The 18,563-nt window shown below is 63.8% G+C and carries 6 protein-coding genes; 2 read left to right on the top strand and 4 right to left on the bottom strand.

The window, feature by feature from the left end:
* Window positions 1-378: 378 nt before the first annotated feature.
* From Tbon_RS11895 to Tbon_RS11885, 3 genes are all read right to left on the bottom strand, one after another.
* On the bottom strand, window positions 379-4,437 hold the full coding sequence (locus Tbon_RS11895; RefSeq protein WP_158067904.1) for an Eco57I restriction-modification methylase domain-containing protein: 4,059 nt from the start codon (window positions 4,435-4,437) through the stop codon (window positions 379-381).
* The gene (locus tag Tbon_RS11890; protein WP_225734617.1) at window positions 4,434-7,184 is read right to left on the bottom strand and encodes a helicase-related protein; all 2,751 of its coding nucleotides are present in this window, start codon (window positions 7,182-7,184) and stop codon (window positions 4,434-4,436) included. The genes Tbon_RS11895 and Tbon_RS11890 overlap by 4 nt, the downstream gene beginning before the upstream one ends.
* A gap of 65 nt (window positions 7,185-7,249) precedes the next feature.
* On the bottom strand, window positions 7,250-12,433 hold the full coding sequence (locus tag Tbon_RS11885) for a DEAD/DEAH box helicase (protein WP_158067902.1): 5,184 nt from the start codon (window positions 12,431-12,433) through the stop codon (window positions 7,250-7,252).
* Between the two features lie 2,533 nt (window positions 12,434-14,966).
* Between Tbon_RS11885 and Tbon_RS11880 the strand changes: the two genes are divergently transcribed.
* Together Tbon_RS11880 and Tbon_RS11875 are read left to right on the top strand one after the other, a co-directional pair.
* Window positions 14,967-16,001, top strand: coding sequence for a flavin-containing monooxygenase (locus Tbon_RS11880; RefSeq protein WP_158067901.1), 1,035 nt, complete (start codon window positions 14,967-14,969; stop codon window positions 15,999-16,001).
* A 27-nt stretch (window positions 16,002-16,028) separates the two neighbouring features.
* Window positions 16,029-16,610, top strand: a complete 582-nt coding sequence (locus tag Tbon_RS11875) for an NAD(P)/FAD-dependent oxidoreductase (RefSeq protein ID WP_158067900.1) — start codon at window positions 16,029-16,031, stop codon at window positions 16,608-16,610.
* A gap of 309 nt (window positions 16,611-16,919) precedes the next feature.
* Here the strand turns inward: Tbon_RS11875 and Tbon_RS11870 are convergent, their stop codons facing one another.
* Window positions 16,920-18,548: a sigma-54-dependent Fis family transcriptional regulator gene (locus Tbon_RS11870; RefSeq protein WP_192497958.1), complete on the bottom strand. Its 1,629-nt coding sequence runs from the start codon at window positions 18,546-18,548 to the stop codon at window positions 16,920-16,922.
* Window positions 18,549-18,563: the final 15 nt, after the last annotated feature.

Genomic DNA, 18,563 nt, shown 5'->3' with positions numbered 1-18,563 from the left:
GCGGGAGCCTGCCCAGTTTTTCCGTCCGGGCCAACGCCTGGGACCCGCGGCCTTGCTCAATGGCACGAGGGAGCGACAGTTCTTCGGGGTGTCGCTGCGGAGGCGCGGATGGGCAGGACAGGAATGGCTGCCTGGCTGCGGGACTGGCCAGGGGGCAGGGCGAACTCCGTGGCGACGGCCAGAGACAGCGGCCAACCGGGAAGACCCAAGGGAAGGCAGGTGGCAGGCCAGGGTTTCGAGCCTGGGGGCACCAACAGGGACGAGATTGCCGGCGATGGAGGAGGCACATTCCCTCGACGGGCCAAGGCGCGGCCGGTGCGGAACACCCCCTGGCGTGCGGGGCCGCGGTGCGGTGCGGGAGTGGGGGGCGGCCGACCCTCAGGAGGCAGGCTCGGGCGCCGGATGGGCGACGGAGGGGTCGGCCGGCGGAGGGTCGAGCAGTGACCGATAGGGAGCACGGCCCGCCTCGGCAGCGGCGATGCGGTCCCAGGCCTCAAGGACAAGCTCGGCGGTACGGTACGAGCCGTAGCGCTGCTCGTCGTGGCGTTTGACGATGGGGAACTGGTCGAGGATGTAGCTCACGGCATCGCGCGGCGTTGGGAATAGGGCGCGGAGCTCCGGGCCCGCCTGGGCTTGCCATTCGTATTCGCTGCCGAGGTAGAGGCGGAAGAAGCAGGCATCGAGCTCGGCGCGGAGCAGGGCACGACGTTCAGGGTCGTAGCGGAAGGGAGGGCCGTGGTAGCCGAGGTCGCGGGCGAAGGGGACGAGGTCCCAGGCGGTGAAGGTCAGTTCGAGGACGCGGGGGCGCAGCCAGTCGGCCATCAATTGGGATTGGGTCCAAGGACAAATGGCAGCGAGCGAACTCGGGGAGAGGACAGGAAGCTGTTTGAACGTATGGAACTTTAGGTGGGTCCCGCCAACCTTTTGACGAGCGGCAAAGTCCAGAACCAGGGAGTTGAGCACCAACGGGAGAACGTGCGCATAGTGTGAAGAGCTGGGAAGCGCCAAGAGAAACGTATCGCCCACGGCAGCGCGGGGGATGACGGCGGAGATGACGGTGCGTTCGTTGGTTGCGTTGGTGATGTCGCGCCAGCCGAGGAGCCAGCCGCGGTCCCAGCGGCCGAGGAGCCTATCCTCGACCTCGCGTTCGCGGACCCAGTAGCGGGGGAGGACGGTGCAGCCCGGGTCGGATTTCGCGGTGTCGGGGACGTCTTCGGTGGCGCCGGAGTGGTTGTAGGTGGACCAGCGATGGTCGAACTGGTGGACCATCTTCGCTTCGTAGAGGGGGAGGTAGCGTTCGTCGCCGCGGACGAAGATGTTGCCGTGGAGCCTGAAGCCGGCGTCTTCGAGCTGGCCATAGGTGCGGAAGAGGCCGGAGTCGTTTGCCATGTCAAAAAGCCGCAGAAACGCGACGGACCAGGGGTTGCCGGCATCTCCCTTCGCTTCATCGACGAGGACGGGGACGCGGCGGTAGATGTGGCGGGTGAGCTCTGCGTCGCGCCTGGTGCGGAAGACGGGTGCAGTGCGGGTATTGGGGTTGAGGAGCCGGAAGTCCTCCGGGGTGAGCGTGAAGCGGCGCTCGGGGTCGGCGAGGTCGGTTACGTCTTGGCAGAAGAAGGCGAATTCTGCGACAGGCGCAGGGCGGGCAGGGCCGGCCATGGTCAGGATGGAGAACTTCATCCGGCTATCGACCGCAGGAAAGAGCTTCTTCCGGTTTTCGAAGTCGTAGAGGCTGGCGAGCTGGCGGCGCTCGACGAGGTCGGCGAAGAAGTGCTGGGTTGTGGCATCGGTGGCGATGCCGGTCGGGACGACGAGGCCGGCCCGCCCCCCGGGCGAAAGCAGAAGGCGGAAGGTTTCGGCGAAGACGGCGTAGGTGTTGGTATCGCCGCGTCCGCACAGAGGGTATCGGCCCGAGCTGTGGAGGAAGCCAAGCTCGGAGTCGGCACGGTGCAAGGCCTGCCGGTAGGCCTCGAAGAGCGCCGGCTCCTCCTCCTTCAGCCGGGCAATGGCCCTGGCGCGCTCGGATTTATTTGCTGCTGCGGCAACGCCGGGGGCCCTCTCGGCGAAGAACTGCTTTTCTTCGAGCTTGACCCGCTCCCAGGGTGGATTGCCGAGGACGACATCGAAGCCGCCGGACCAGCCTGCTTCGGGGTTTTCCGGGGCGTCGTCGGCGACCCGAAAGGCCTCGGGGAACTCGAGGTGCCAGTGGAAGAAGCCGAGGTCATGGGCGAGGCGACGGACCTGGTCGCGGAGTGCAGCCGTCACGAGTTCGGGATTGGCAGCGAGACGACGGAGGATGTCGGTGGTGATGGCCTCGGCCCCCTTCTGCTTTGGAAGGAAGAAGGCGGCGCACCAGGCATCGGCGACCAGGCGGGAGTGCTGGTAGGCCTGGCCCTCGATGAGGTCGCGGTAGGCCAGCTCTTTGGCGGTGAGCTCTTCGGGGGTATCGTCGGGAGCCATCGACAGCCTGGTCGAGGCCTCAGCCAGTTCGCGGACTTCGGCCACGGAGGCTTCGTCGAGGGTGAGCTGAGCTGCCCTGTCCTGGAGGAGCTTGCGCTCAGCGCGGTTCCGCTTCTTCAGCGCCGCGGCCGAACCGGGGTCGTCGAGGGCATGAGGGTTGAAGGCGTCGTCGGGGATGCCGGAGGCGAGGAGGGCAGGGGTGACGCCGACCAGGCTGTTGCCACGCCGGATGTGGGCATCGAGGAAGGAGAGTGGCCTGCCGGGCTCGAGGGCTTCGAGCCAGAGTGAGAACTTGCAGAGTTCGACGGCCATTTCGTTGACGTCGACGGCGTAGATGCAGTGGGAGACGACGTCGCGGAGGGCGCGGCGGACGGCTTCGGGGGAGGGCTCTGGGTCTCCGGTGCGGACCGCAGAGAGCCTGCGAGCGATGCGGTGGGCAGCTGCGACGAGGAAGTGCCCTGAGCCTGAGGCAGGGTCGAGGACCTTGAGGGAGAGGATGGCGGTTTCGGGGTCGCTGGCCCGTGCCCGCTCTGCGAGGACGGGCTCGAGGGCGGAATCGAGGAGAGCCTGGACGAGCTGAGGAGGGGTGTAGTAGCTGCCGGAGGTCTTTCGTTCGTGGCCGGCCTCAACGCGGAGGGTGAAGGTGCCCTGCTGGACATCGAGTTCGGGGTGCAGTTCGAGGAGGGATTCGTAGACGCCGCCAAGCTCTTCGCTTCCAAGGTTGCGGTAGTCGACCGCGCGGACGGTCCCTCCGTCGCTGACACGGGACAGGTGGCCGACTGCCCGGAGGAGGAAGTCGTTGGAGAGGCTGGAGGCTTCGAGGTGTGGGATAGCGCGTGGGGACCAGAGGAAGCTGCCGAGAGGCGGGAGGGCGAGCCCAGGGGCGCCGCCCTGGGCATCGAGGGCACGCATGACGACCTTGAGCCCTTCCCAGAGGTCGCCGTGCCGGGCAGAGACGCGACGGAGCGAGAGGCGGCGGAGCCGTGAGGTGGAGTAGTACCTGGTGTAGCGTTCGCGGGCCTGGGGGTCGGCCCCGGGCGCGAAGAGCATTTCGCGGTCTTCGGCGACGAAGAGGAAGATGAGCCGGTAGATGAGCCTGAGGAGCTGGCGGTAGTAGTCCTGGCGGTCGAGGGCACCTGAGGTGAGGGCTTCGCGGAGGGCAGAGTTGGAGGGGTGGGCAAGGAAGCCGGAGCCGAGTTCGTTGATGGCCTGTTCGACGCCCTGGCGGAGGGCATCGAGGGCCCTGACCCCCTGTTCGCGGGCGGCTTCGCGCCAGCGTTCGAGGATGCAGGATTCCGGGGGTTCGCCTTCGAAGCGGGACTGGTGGCAGGTGAGCCAAAGGAGGACGAAGTCGGAGTAGCTGTCGCCATCGAACATGGCGGCAAGGTCGAACTCGACGTACGACTGCCGCGTCAGAGCAGTGGAATCCCGAAGGAGGCGAAGTGCCTGGCCATTGGAGACGAAACCGTAAAGCCGCTCTTCTGAGCGGTTGAGGAGCTCCTGGACGAGGCCGTGGGGGCTTTGCGAGGCTGCGCCTGCCAGGCCCTTGGTGCGGCGGTCGAGGTCGACGGCCCAGCCCAGGAGGTGAATGGGGACTGGACCCCAGCTGTGGGAGATGGGGTAGGACCGGCCGTCAATTTCGATGGCCCTGGACGTGGGAAGCCTGCCGTAGCCCAGCTCGGAGAAAAGGGGGAGCAGCCAGCGCTCCCTGGTGAGCGTCGTGACCGACTCGCCCCGACCAGGCTGGCCTTGCTGGCGCTCGAGTTCATCTTTGAATGCGCGCCAGGTGCCGACGAGCCTGTTCCAGGAGCGAGTTATGGCCTCGCCAAGGCGGTCGCCGGGGGAGAGGTGGTAGTCGCCGGGCTCGAGGCCACCGAGGGACTGGTCATTGGCAGCGATTCGTGCGAGGAGGTCTGGGGGCAGGATGCCGCCCTCGGTGCGGATGGTTGAGAAGAGCTGGTTGCGGGGGCTGCTCATTGCTGGCCAACCGGGAGGTAGACGTAGACGCCAAGGACGTCTGGCGGAAGGCAGGGTTCGATGGAGAGGTTGAGGCTGCGGATTTTGGCGCCGGCAGCGACGCGCTCGTGGGAACGGTAGATGGCCTTTGCGCGCTCATGGGCGAAGGCCGCGAGGGCGTCCTGGAGGGCGGGGAGTCCATCGATGATGCGCTGGAGGTGGTACCTGGCCTGGTCTGGCGTGACATTAGCCGCGGGCTCGAGGCTGAGGAGACGCTCAGCCTCGGCGGGGCCCAGGAGCTCTGGCTGGTCTGGAGAGCCGGCGAAGGCATGGAGCGCGGATTCTTCCCCGAGCTGGAGCCTGGCATCGTTTCCGCGACGGGTGACGAAGTTGTAGCGGAGCCTGAGGAGCAGTAGGGTCGACCTGCGTTGGACGCCGCGGGTACGGATGACCCCTCCTCGCCTTGCGATACGGAGTGCGGGTGGGGCCTGGGGGTCGAGGGCGGTATCGAGGACGAAGGATGCGAGGGCCTGAATATTGGGGTGGGTGCGCAAGAAGGGGAACCAGAACGTATGAGCCTGGTGGCTGTGAGCGCCGGGCTGCCGTTCGGGGCTGAGCTGGTCGAGGAGTGCCCTGGGGCCATGGGCAAGGCTGGCAGAGAGGCCATCCTGGCCGATGGGGGTCACGACTCCGCCCAGTGAAACCAGGGCGTTTTCGGCGAACCACCGAATATCGAGCGGCCCGCCGAGGGCCTGGCGGGTAGCTTCCAGCTCGGCTGCAACCTCCTCGGCCCTGATGCCCTCCTGGGCAAAGAGCGAGCGTGACTTGCGCTCCTGTTCGACGGCACGGTCCCATTCGCGGTGGAATTCGATGCGCCGGGGAGCGACGACGTCGCGTTCAAAGAGTTCGAGCTGGCCCAGGATCTCCTCGTCGGGACGGCCGCGGAGGAGGAGGCCCTCAAGGATGGCTTCGAGGACGGACTGGCTCTCAGGAACCGGCACGCTGACGCCCAGGCTCTCGCGAATGGCCCGGTGCTTGCGAAGCAGGACATCGAGGACGATGCCGTCGACGGGGTTGTCGTCGCCGTAGAGCATGACGGTGACGACCTTCTCCCTGGGCTGGCCGAAGCGGTCGACGCGGCCTTCGCGCTGTTCGTGACGGGTTGGATTCCAGGCCAGGTCGTAATGAACGACGGCGTTGAAGTGCTCCTGGAGGTTGATGCCCTCGGAGAGGCAGTCGGTGGCGACGAGGATGCGCTTCGGGTGCTCGGCGAGGGCAGAGACGCGACGCTCACGCTCGTCGTGCGGAAGCCTGCCGGTGACGGCCTCGACGGTGACGTCGCGCAGCTCATTGCGGAGTGCGGCGGCGACGTATTCAGCGGTTTCGATGAACTTACAGAAGACGATTGGGGACCTGCCGAGGTTGACCAGCTCTCGGACGGCAGCAATGCCGGCTTCGAGCTTGCGGTCGGCCGGGCCCATCAGCTGCTGGGCCCTAAGGGCCAGCTCACGGAGCCGGCGGCGTTCTGAGGAACCGAGCTGGGGCTCGTCGGATTCGACCTCGGCGCCGGGGGTGACGTCGGTGCCCTCTGCGGTCTCATCAGTGAGGTCCATGATGGTCCGCCGGCCGAGGTCATCGGCCTCTGCAGCTGAGGCAGTGGCCTCGGGCAGGGCCCTCTCGTAGAGGGTTGCGGCGGCAGCAGCAGGGCTCGAGCCGATGGCACGGAGAAGTCCCAGGGCGGCCCACCAGCGGACTCGCTGGCGGTGCTCTCCTCCACCAGACTGTCTGACCCGCTCCCTGCACCAGCGGAGGACGTCGTAAAAGAACTGACGGTACTCGAGGCTCAGCTTGTAGGTGCGGTCGACGGACTCTCGCTGTGGGAATGTTGTACTGGTGTCGAGGTAACGGAGGACGTCTGACCTTCGCCGCTGGACGAAGTGATTGGCGAGGAGCGTGCGCTCAGCCCGGCGGGCCTCAGGTGACAGGTCCTCGGGGAGCTGACCGAGCCTGGAGTCGAGAAAACCGAGGAGGTTACGAAAGGCGCTCTCGTTGCCTGAGTGTGGGGTCGCCGTGACGAGGATGAGGTGACGCGAGGGATGCCGGGCGATTTCGGAGACGAGGCGATATCTCTGATGGCTGGAACGTCCGCCGGACTGGTCGGCGCATTCGTGTGCTTCGTCGACGATAACGAGTTCGGGGCATGCCCTCACGAACTCCTGCCAGCGCCGGTCAGACTTGATGAAATCGGTCGAGACAACGACGTAGGGGTATCGGTCAAAGACGGATTCGTTCATTCCAAGACCGCGTTCGAGGCGGCTGGCAGTGCCAGGGAGGACGAGTTCGGCGTCGATGTTGAACTTCTCGGCTAGCTCGCACTGCCACTGCTCGGCGAGGTGCGGAGGGCAGAGAATGGCCAGGCGGTCGACCTCGCCGCGGTCGAGGAGTTCGCGGGCGATGAGGGCAGACTCGATGGTCTTCCCTACGCCGACGTCATCGGCGATGAGAAGGCGGACAGGGTCGAGCCTGAGTGCCATGAGCAGGGGAACGAGCTGGTACGGTCGAGGCTCGAATGCGATGTGCGCAATGCTCCGGAGGGGAGCCGTCGTGTCCCTGAAGCCGAGCCTGAGGGCATCGCGGAGGAGTTTCGCAGAGCGAAAGTCGCCGAGGTCCGATGCGTCGGGCTGAGGGAAGGAGGCGGGTTTGACCGGTTCAATGGGGAGGTAAACGGCGGTGACCTCCTCATCGGTGCCGCCGAGGGGGCGGAGCATGAGGAGGTCGGGGTCAGCGTCGGACAGGACTACCCAGTCTCGGCCACGAACCCTGACGAGAGACCCTACCGGGAAATCCTGCCGAAGACGTCCGGCCATTGCTGGAGCACCCCCTCCCACGCCTCTTTGTTGCTGTTGAATCGGACTACTGTCCAGCCAGCGTTTTCGAGGCGGCGTTCGGCCTGATGGTCGCGGGCGGCCACGTCAGGGTACTGGTGAACCGGTCCATCAACGAAGACTGCCGTGAGGCTGTCATCGTAGACGAAGTCAGGCCTCGCATTCGCGGCGGCAATGTATTTCTGGGCCATGGTCGGCAGGGCAAGACCGAGCTCGTCGACAAAGCGAAGCCACTGGCGTTCGAGGTCGGTCTGGCAAAGGTTCAGGAGGGCCTGGAGGTGCTCGTGACGGGGGGTGTCAACGGGTGATGGCTCGCATCTGGCTCCGGACAGGTCGAGGAGAAAGTCGCGGACACACTGCCGGTCAAGGAGTTTGTGGTCAAGCTGGTTGGTGTAGCTCATCAGGCAGTCGTAGCAGGCTGCCTCGCAGTTCTCCTTTGCCCGCGGGGCTTTTCCGAGGTCTGTTCCGTCGTCGGGGTCAAAGTGGCATATCTCGAGGGCCCGGCGGGCGACCCGGTTAATCGCTTCGGGGTCAGTGACAAGCCTTCGGAGGACGCCGGCTCCACCTTCGGCGGCTTCGTAAAAGAGCAGAAGGTTGCGCTTCTCGCGGCGGGGCAGCGGCTCGACGGCAAGCTCGGATTCTTCGAGCTGGAACTCTACCTGTATGGCCCTCTTCAATGCAGCTGCCAGTGAGGCCATGAATGCGTCACCCCGGGGAGTCGAAGGCTCGAACAGCAGCGCGTTGCGACGGTCTTCCACGAACGGCACCACTCTTTGGCGAGGTCGATCCTGTTGTTCCTCGGCCTCCTCAGACTCATCTTCGCGTCGCTGCCAAGTGCCGCGCTCAGGGTCAATCCAAAACCCCATTCCGGCTGAACTCTTCCGTCGTCTCCAGCCGAGGTTAATCCGCCAGAGGGTTGCGGCGCCGCTGTACGTGAGGGTTGCGAGCTTCTCCGCATCCTTGCGCACTTCTGCAACCCTGGCCCGAGTGGCGCCGGCTTCCTCAGCGAAGCGGATGCCGGTCTGCACGTCGTAGCCGACCCGAACGCGCTCCTCCTCGTCGGAGGTAATCCGCTCACGGCGGATTGTGGAGACATTCTCGAGGCGGAAGAGGCTATCGATGGGGGCATCGAGGAGATGGTTGCAGCGCTCGCACAGGTCCGGGCCCGGGGGGTCGATGATGAGGTGGAGGTAGCCGCATTCGCTGCACTGCTTCGCCGAGCTGGTGACGAGCTTTCCGTCAAGGGTTCTGCTCGGTGGCAGAAGGACCCGATGGATGACGTACCTCGCCCCTTCGTGGTAGACGATGCTGCGGGGTCCGAACTCCTCGATAGCCAAGAATCTTGGGCGGGAGAGGAAATCGTCTTGTCCCTTGGTACCGCGCCGGCCGGGGATAAATGCGGAGAGCGGAAGCCTGGGGAAGTTGTAACCGGGCAGGAACCCCTCGCTGGCGAAGTAGCGATAGCTGTAGAAGTCTGACTGGTATGTCCGAGTTCCTGCAGTATCGGCGCGGAGCAGATCAAGCTGAGATTCGGCCTCGGCCCTGAGCCGCTTGGCACGATCACGCTCCTGACTGGTGCGGGAGGCGTCGCCGATGATGCGATTCTGCTCTTCTCTGGTATTGAGGGCTGCCCGATAGAGGGAGCGCCAGCGGTCGCAAGCAGCGTCGAAGCTGGTGTGCGCCTTGGCAAGGACTTCATCGAGCCATCCTTCGTGATACCAGTCGGCTTCTTTAAGGCCAGGAACCGTGTCCAGGATGCTGGAGCACCTGGCTTTAGCGCGCTCCCTGGCGTCGGGATTGGCCAGTGCGGCCCCCAGTGAAGCTCGGAGTTCAAGAGTGGGCGCTTCTCCGGCGACGTCGAGGACGTCGGCCATCGAGGACCCAAGGTCCTGCCCGGTCTCGGCCAGCCAGACGGCATGAACGTGAGCTTTGAGGAGGTCCTCGTTTGCCAGCTCAAGCTGGGGAGGCAGCACCTGGCCGGCGACCATTTCGACGGGATGACTGAAGAAGTACTGGTCGTGAGAGCTGGTGGCCGAGCAGTAGGTAAAGACCAGAGCTGGTTGGCCACGCCTTCCGGCACGTCCGCTGCGCTGAGCGTAGTTGGCCGGGGTAGGGGGAACATTGCGGAGGTTCACTACATTAAGCTCAGCGATGTCGACCCCAAGCTCCATGGTTGGGGAGCAGAAGAGAACGGGAAGCCGGCCTTCCCTGAAAGCCTTTTCACGGTATTCTCGGACACCAGACTGGACCTGGGCGGTGTGCTCCCCGGCCCTGAAGCCGACCATCGTGTCAGCGATCTGCTGATATAGGTCGACAAAATACCTGTTTGCGCCCCTGGCGGTCTCATTTGCGAGGGTCACCCGCAGGGGGTCATGGATGGGTCTTGTTCCATCGCCGGCCAACCAAATCATCGCGGCGGCTGAGAGCTGGTAGCCGGGAGCAGCTTCGTCGCGGTTATCGATGACCTCAACCAGCCCGCCGATGCGCAGAACCTGAAAAAGGTTCGCAATGACCTCCTCGACTTCCTTTTGATTGGGAGGTCGAAGACCTGAGAAGAGGTTGACCCTTTTGAGGTACTGCCCAAACAGGCTCCTCGACGAGATAAAGACGTGCCTCCAGTCCCTATCGTCGCCATTGCGGCGAGGGCCGGGGTAGGCTACCGATGCACTCTTGAGCTTCTCATCTTCGTCGAGCGCCCAAGGGGCTGCCAGGCGGGAGTCGGACCTCTGTTTTATCCGCTCCTGGTAGCCGGACTCGAGGTAGTTGACGCTGATAGCGAGCTCGCGGCGCAGAAGGTCGAGAAGCGTTCGCGATATCTCTTCCCTCTGAGCGGGCGTCGCCCCTGCGAGCGCAGGATGAAGGTCTCTCCAGTGCTCTTCGCTGGAGCAGAGTTCGTCCAGCGAGAGGTACCTGAACCTGAGAAGCCCGCATTGCTCGAGATTTGGTGCCGTCAGACGCCATCCTCGCTCGAGGTCGCGATAGAGGCGGTAGCCGAGGACATCCCGGAGTGCCTGGGCAGTCTCCTCTCTGGCAGCAAACCGCTGCTCAGGGTCCCTCGCATATTGTTCAAACGGCAAGGAAAGGGCCTTGAAGACGGCCTGGGTTAGCTCGTCATACCTCAGCCCCTCGGGCCCGGCCTGAGAGACCGCACGGTGCAGCGCTGAGCGGAGCAGGCCAACCTGAACGAAGTCGTTAAAGTGCCCTGCCTGGAGTGACGCATCCTGCCTGTTATCGGTGAAGCTAAGAACTTTTCTGGCTTCCTGAGGGAGGCCGGCTCCATCCTTCAGGCGGCGCAGTGCCTCAGCGACGAGGATGGTCGTCGCGGAAGCCCTGCCACCCTCACCGATAGTCGCGAGGCGGGCGTAGTCCTGCCTTTCCTTGCCCTCGTATGACACCCCGCATCGGAGACAAAAAGGAATTGGAGAGGGGACGACCAAGACCTCGTGGCCGTCCGGGGAAAACCTTCCGTCCGTCCCCACGCGGAAAGTTCGAGGGAGCTTGCCCCGCTTACTTTTCAGGACGTTCTCGGAAGAGGGGTCACGCCAGGAGTCCGGAATTCGGTCCAGATAGGCATCTGCGGCTTCATCAGGATCAGGGAAGTACAGGTACGCGGCACCTTCAGCCCCCACACGGGGGTCCCTTGGTTCGAACTGGTTCGGATGCACCTCGCCAGGGGTGGAAGACACATTGCCATTCGCTCCGTTGTTCGCCTCAGCGACCGAGTAGTACTCCTGGCCACACTCGCGGCAAAACGCGAGCGGGAATAGCAGCCTGGACCGGTCGCCCGGAACATACTGCTGCTCGCGAAGGGTCAGATACCGGGATTCCGGGGGCTCGAGCGAGGCGTAGACGGTGTCGCCCCTGGTGAAGAACTGATGCAAACGGAAGGCGAACATCGGCTGGCCCGTCTCTGGATTGAGGACGCGGAAGCCGGCAGAGAGGATGGCCTCAATCGCTTCTGCACACCTTTCGGGTTCGAGCCCTGTGAGCTCGGCAAGCTCGGCTGCGAGGCCACCGCTTCCGCGAATAGCCCTAGGCCTGGCCCTCCGCAGGTAAGGGCCCTTTTGCTCAATCCCCAGCTTTTCCTCAACCCAGCAGGCAAGGGCGTTCCTCCTCAGTTCCTCAGCCGAGGCAGGGACCGACCCGGATTCGACGGCCTCACGGAGTTCAACGATGAAGGTTTGATCGATTATGTCACGTTGCTCGGTAACCCGTTGAAGGGTTTCGAGGATGACGCTTTCGGGCCTGACGGTAGTCCCAAAGAGAAGCTGTGCGACTTCGGCGACACGCTCACGCTGCTGCAGGACGTCATCGGCACCTGCGAGGGTCGCCGAAGTTCCGATGCACTGCAGTTGGCGAGCCTCACAAGCCTCCCTTACCCGCCTCACGAGCATCGCCACGTCTGCGCCCTGCCGCCCGCGGTAGGTGTGGAGCTCATCCAGAACGAGGAACCTGAGGCCGCGCGCAGCCTGGACGAGGGGCCGCTCAAAGGGCCGGGTCAGGATGAGCTCTAGCATGACGTAGTTGGTGAGAAGGATATCTGGAGGATTAGCGACAATTTCCTGTCGCTCTTCGTCCGACTCCTGCCCCGTGTACCTCTTATAGCGGACGGGCCCCTGGCCTCCGGGGAACCCAAGCTCGAGGAACTTATGGAGTTCGCCGGCCTGGCTGTTGGCCAGGGCGTTCATGGGGTACACGATGATGGCCCGAATACCCCTGCCGGGCCCTTCCCGCAGGATGGCGTCCACGATCGGAATGAGATAGGCAAGGCTTTTCCCGGAGCCAGTGCCACTTGTGAGCACATAGCTTTCCCCGCGCCCTGCAACCTCTATAGCCTCGATCTGGTGCTGATAGAGCTTTAACGGCCTGCCAAGAGGGTTACCCTCGCTCTTGTCCTTTCGGAAGATTCGGCGGCATTCCTCGTGAAGCAGGCCACGTTCTACAAGTGTGTCAACGTCTGCCGGGGTCTTGAAGCCTGGGTTGAGCTGGACCAGTGCCTCTGGCCAGAGCAACCCGTCGCTAAGGGCCTGGTCTACGAATTCCCGAATTCGGCTATCTCGAATGGTCAGGAAGCTCTCTACGAAGTCCCGGTATTCACTGACCAGGCTATTCCGGAGGGCGAAGACGTCCATGGGCGCTCCAAGGGCGGCGAGGTCTGAGTTCGAACGAGCTGTACCGGGATTCTAGCGACAAACCGGGCAGACGGTAGCGGGCCTCCACTGGGCAGGCTTGCCAGTACGACGCGGCGGACATCACCAGGCTGGTCGGGTCATTGCACCTGGCTGGAGTTCCCCGAAAGGGCTGGGCGAAGAGAGCCGGCAAGGGATGCGCCGGGAACTGGCAGGCCGGCCCCGGGGGCCGGGCATTCCCTAAGAAGGAGGGCCGAGGCACTGGGGTTTTCACCGGTCCGCTGGCCCAACCCAAGCCTTCACCCCCGGCGATAACTGAAGGTCCTGCAGGTTCGAGACCGGCTTCGACTCTGCGACCGATGGGGGCATCAGCTGACGACGAGGGCCGAGTTGCTGTGCTAAGACCAGTGGATAGCGATGATATCCGGACTCTCTCAGCAGACTGGGGAGCTATCGGTGCAGGCTGACCTGAGCATTTCCGGTGAAGCCGGCACCGCCGGCTAGCGGGAGCGCTGAACAAATCTGGATTCTCGAGGGAAGCAATCGACTGTCCGCCGACTTCAGGGACGGCTTGGCTGGCACGTGCCACGCTGCATTGGGTCCAGCATCCCGGCCGCTGGTCTATTCCGGGCAAGTGCTGGCGGGGATGCTGCCGGCCGAAAGCCAAAAGAACGGCGTACCACCGAGGAAGGTCCCCACGCGCTGCAGGGCCACGGTCGCGGCTGCAGCGAACCGCAGCGGCCAGGCCTTGGTGCACCATCCGCGAGGGGGCCGAGAAACCGAACCTTCGGCCGCTTGAGGCCTGCAGGCGAAGCGGCCTGCGGATTAGTCGGCTGGGAGGGCAGGGAGCTCTTTGCAGCGAAAGGTTTGGTTCGACGGCCGCTCGTAGAGGTCAGCCGAGTCGGCTTCAGGACCGGCGCCCCCCACGGTTGAGGTACCGCCGTGCGCGGGTACTGCCCTCTGGCCGAGGGTAAGTAGGGGCGAAGCCGAAAGCGCTGCAACCATGCAAGCATCCAGGGGCGCAGACACCGGTCGGGGCGCGTCGGCAGCCCCTCGGGTTGGGCAGGGGGTGACTGGCACTCGGCTGTCCATGAGGAGAACCCAGACTTCGCGTTCGGCGAGCCGACCGACCATGACTTCACCGCCATCGCCAGGGCGGGCACGGTAGGGGGAAGACGCTCCGCTCGACCGGCATCGGTACGTCCCGGACATCGGCCTTAAGCTCCCGCCGACGGGCCACGGTCTCTCGCAAATGGCCACGTCACGCCGACGCGGACGTTCAACCGGTCGCCTGTCGGCCGTCGGCGGGCCCGGCGGCCCGGCATGACCACAAAGCGGATAACCTGGTTCAGCGCCACGCAGTCGCGGCAATGGGCGGCTACGCTTCGGCCATCAAGCTAGGATTCGGATGGGGCATAGGCCCCGCTTGGGTGCGCCGGACAATCGGCATGGTCAGAAGCCCCTGGTTGCTGCATTCGGACCAGGCCCCTTCGGCTCTCTTTCGAATTGCCGCCGATTGCCGGTGCCGGGGCTCCATACCTCAAGGGTGTACCGAAGTCGGAAGGGGGCGAGGCTGAAGCGTGACGAGGTTCAACGGGAAGAGCCGACACCTGCGTCAGGACAATGAACCGGGGCCGCCGGTGGTGGTAGCTGCTACCGGTGGCAGCATGCGCCCAACCTCGACGTCTAATTAGCGCTTCAACAGAGGGTAAGCCGCCCGCCGCTGGCGCAGCCGCTCCCGGGCGCCGCGAGAACGGGAGCGCCGACAACATCGGCTTGGGCGGCAGCCTGCCCGGTTTTGACCCCAACAGCGGTCAAAGCCGAGGCCAGAAGAAATAGCCTGAGCCTTCCCGAGACGGGGGGAAACGCCGCAAAGGCGCTCCTGGTTGTAGTCGAAGGTCGCAAGGTCGAAGACGTGCCCGGTGATGTTGTGGTCCAGCAACAATGTTAAAGAACGGTTCATACTGGCGCCGTTCGGAGTGCTGACGCTCGGAGTGGACCAACGAGCGGGCTACACGGAGGGCGGCCTCGAACACCTGTTCGGTCGGGCTCCAGGGCCGCCCGAGCCCCCGAGCATAGCAACCGAGAGGAGTGGGAGGCGATCGGGGGTTATAGCGACAAATTCGCGAATCCGGTGGCTGGGGTGCTTGGCCCCGGCCGGGTGGGCCGGGGCCAAGCCCACATCATTTGCGCCTTTCGTTCCTGCCGGTTACGCATCGGGTCCTCCTACCCTGTTTGCTGCATGTCCCCTATCGCCCGGGTACCGCCGGCTTCCATTCCCAGCAACGTGCTAGAAGCCCGCATTGACCCCCCTTACCAACTCAGAGCGTTGATGCAGGGGTGGAACCGAAACCTCAAGGCGACCGCCTTGCCCGGTCGCCTATCGGGTCCGAGCACCATCCGCTCTACCGATGCTCCACCTTTCCGAAGTGTCGCAAAGTCAGACGACCTCGCTCCCTGCGGACTTGCTATCGTCTCGCCGCCCGGATGACCGTCCGCGCAGAGACGGCCGGGCAACGAACAGGAGGGGTTAACAATGGACACTTCAAAGCCACAACTGGACGCACTCATCGTCGGCGCAGGCTTCTCAGGTCTGTACATCCTGCATGAGTTCCTGAAGCGCGACTTCAGGGTTAGGCTCATCGACGACGGGGAGGGCCCCGGGGGAACCTGGGACAAGAACCGGTATCCTGGAGCGAGGGTGGACTCCTGCATCTGGGTATACCAGTTCACTGACCCGGACCTCTGGATGAACTACCACTTCACGGAAAAGTACCCCGGCTGGAAGGAGCTCCAGGGATATTTCCGCTACGTTTCGGACCGATGGAACCTTTGGCCGCATATGTCGTTCCGCCAGCGGATGACGCGTGCCACATTTGACGAGCACGGCCAGCAATGGCGCGTGGAAATCAGCAACGGCGACACGGTCACCTGCCGGTTCCTGATTATGGCCACCGGGTCAACGACGCAACCGATCGACCCGGCGAAATATTTCTCCGGGACGAACAAGTACCGCGGGGAGCTGTACCACAGCGCCAGGTGGCCGCGCGATAAGGAGGTTGATGACCTCAAAGGCAAGCGGGTAGGTGTGATTGGCACGGGAGCGAGTGGCGTCCAAATCATCCAAGAAGTCGGTCTCATCGCCGATCAGCTTGTGGTCTTCCAGCGCACGCCAAACCTCGCCCTGCCTATGAAACAGGAACGGTATACGCGTCGCGAGTACGACGCACTGAAGCCACTCTTCCCGGCCGCTATGGAGCGCACCAAGCAGACCTTCGCCGGGTTCGACTACGACTTTGTATATAAGCCGTGGGCGGACATGTCCCAAGAGGAGCGCGACCGCATCATGCGGTTTAACTGGGAGCTGGGCGGGTTCTGGTTCTGGCTTGCTGCTCCCGTTGACCTCGTCTTCGACGAAGACTGCAACCGTGCCAATTACGACTTCTGGCGGAGGGAGACGGTCAAGCGAATCAAGAAGCCAGAGCTCCTCGAACTCCTCGCGCCGTCGACGCCACCGCATCCGTTCGGGGTAAAGCGGCCCTGCTTGGAGCAGTGGTACTGGGAGATCTAAAACCAGGACAACGTTCGCCTCGTCGACGTGAACAGCCAGCCGATCCATGAATTCACGGAGACGGGCATTCGAGCGGGAGAAGAGGAGTTCGAGCTCGATGTCGTTATCTGCGCGATCGGGTTCGACAACAATACTGGCACGATGACCGCAATCGACATCGTTAACTCTGAAGGGCGAACCATCAGGGACGTTTGGAACGAGGAGTACCTCGACTACCTCGGCAAGATGGTTCCAGGGTTCCCGAACCTCTTTTACACGTACGGCCTCCATTCGCCCGCGGCCTTCCTCAATGGGCCTACTGCAGGCGAGCTTGAAGGCGACTGGGTCGTCCACGTCATCAGCGATATCACCCGCCGCGGCATTACGCGCATCGAGCCGCGGCTCGACGTGAGCAAGCAGTGGCACCAGGAGATCCTGGACGCCGCCGCCAAGACACTGTTCCCGAAGGCGAAGTCCTGGTACATGGGAGCAAACATCCCGGGCAAGCGGCCGGAGATGCTTCAGTACCCCTCGGGTGCGCCGATGTACCGGCAGAAACTATGGGACGAGGTGGAACGCGGCCTCAGCGGGTTCATCCTCGGTCAACCGGAGGCTGCCTCAGTCCGGTAGGCAGGTTTTCACGTAGAGCCTTCCCCTAAGCGAGGGCGGGGCCGGGGCGTGGTGACGCTCTCGGCCCCGCCCGTCTTGTTGGGGACAGATGCGGGCGGCGTATGGGGGACAGCGTGCGTTCCAGGCTATTCTGCTAACGCTCGAGGTAATTCCCCCAGGCCGTCACCTGCCGCGGGGACGACACCTGACCCACCGTTCATTCTTCGGGGCTTCGCTCGAAGCTGCGTGGGTCTCGCGTTCCACCTAGACCAAAGGGGCGCCGCCCTAGCTCCTTGCAGAGTCCTGCGAGCGTGCCGGGGAGAGAGCAACTTACGGGGCGGGCGCCGCGCCGAGGTCTTCCCCGAAGTGCTTGAGCCAGCGATACAGCGTTGCGCGGGATATGCCTAGGACTCGCGCAGCAGCAGAGCGATTGCCGCCGGTCATGGCCAGCGCGTCCCGCACGGCCCGGACTGAGAGTTCCTCAATCATCCCCCGGCGGGTCGGTACATTGTCGCCGACCACCGCGATAATGTCGTCACGCGTGACACGAAAGCCTCGCGCCTTCTCTGCTGCGGCTTCCAGGACCGAGAAGAGCGACCGCACGTTCTCTTCGTAGTTCATGCGCTGCAGGAGGGCAAGCGCATCCTGGTCGATGGTGAGACGCCGCTGACGATTAAGCAGGTACCATTGCGCCAGCCTCGGAATGTCATCCGTGCGCTCCTCGAGACGGGGAAGACATATCACAGCGGATGCCGCTTTTCGGAGGGCTGGCAGGATGCGAGAGGGTGATCTGGTCGTGGCGATGACCAGGCCCTCCTTCTGCAACGCCTTTTTTAAAGCCGGACACGATGCGACGTCCTCCTCCCGAAGGTTTTCCAGGCGCAGGATCACCGTGACCGCGTACTGCAGACGGGATGACGATGAAACATTTTGATGGCCGGACGGTGAAGCCGGATATGTTTGAGTTATACCAGTAATTGCATCTACGACTGTCATTGTGAGCGCTGACTGCGCGCCCACGGTGATTGCGAGGGTCGCTTTCCCGGTCCCAGGTTCGCCCGCGATGAGAAGCAGTCCCGGCTCGCTTGCGGACCGGCGCGCCTTTGCCACCGCAGCGACAAACGCCGGGGACCGACCGATCAGCTCTGGCAGGGGCGGTGTAGCGGAAGCGGGCATGGCTGTCGTTGCCTTTCCGAGTTTTATGTGGGGCTCCAGGATTGCAACGACACCTCGTTTGCCATATTCATCAACTACTCGCTGAATACGAACGATTAGTTTTAGCGCGCCACGGGTCTCCAACTCGACTATCTCGCCGACATCCGGACGGCTTCCTTCAGCAAAAAGACGATTGATGACGATTTCCCTATCCATCCCTTGGAGTAGATTAAGTGCCCTACGGTTTGCAACAATTGTCTCGCCATTAGTCGCTAATACCGCGACGTCACCCTGCGTAGTTATGGCGAGGTAGTGCTGAATGAGGCTCATCTGATCGGCGATAAGCAGCGCGTGAAGGGATTCTTCTATCTCTCTTGCTGCAGTGCGCACGTACTCGTAGATATCTGGACGGTGATCAATGGCACGGACGGTGACGTCCAACGACGCACATATCTCCCCCGTGAATGGGTCTCGCACTGGGAAGCACGTGCAGGAAAACATCTGAAACGCTTCGATAAAATGCTCGGCTCCGACGACCTGGATGCCGCAGCCAGCGTGCAGCGCGGTGCCGATTCCATTCGTGCCCGCAGCGGCTTCGGCCAGCAGATGGCCCGGTGCAGCACCCGCCCGGTCGAGGGCTCGGAGGACCGCTTTATCGCCGAGGCTTTCCACAATGGCACCTGACGAGTCGGAAAAGATGACGGCGGCCCGGTTATCCGCAACCTCGTCGACGAGTTTACGGAGGATGGGTGCTGCGGCAGCGATGACCCTCCGGTCGAGAGTGGGCGCCTTCTGTACGTCCACACGCCGCAGTGTCGG

The sequence above is a fragment of the Tepidiforma bonchosmolovskayae genome (assembly GCF_008838325.1).
In the GTDB taxonomy this organism is placed as follows: Bacteria; Chloroflexota; Dehalococcoidia; order Tepidiformales; family Tepidiformaceae; genus Tepidiforma; species Tepidiforma bonchosmolovskayae.
The sequence above is the reverse complement of the archived record's forward strand: the minus strand, read 5'-3'. Positions and strand labels throughout refer to the sequence as shown.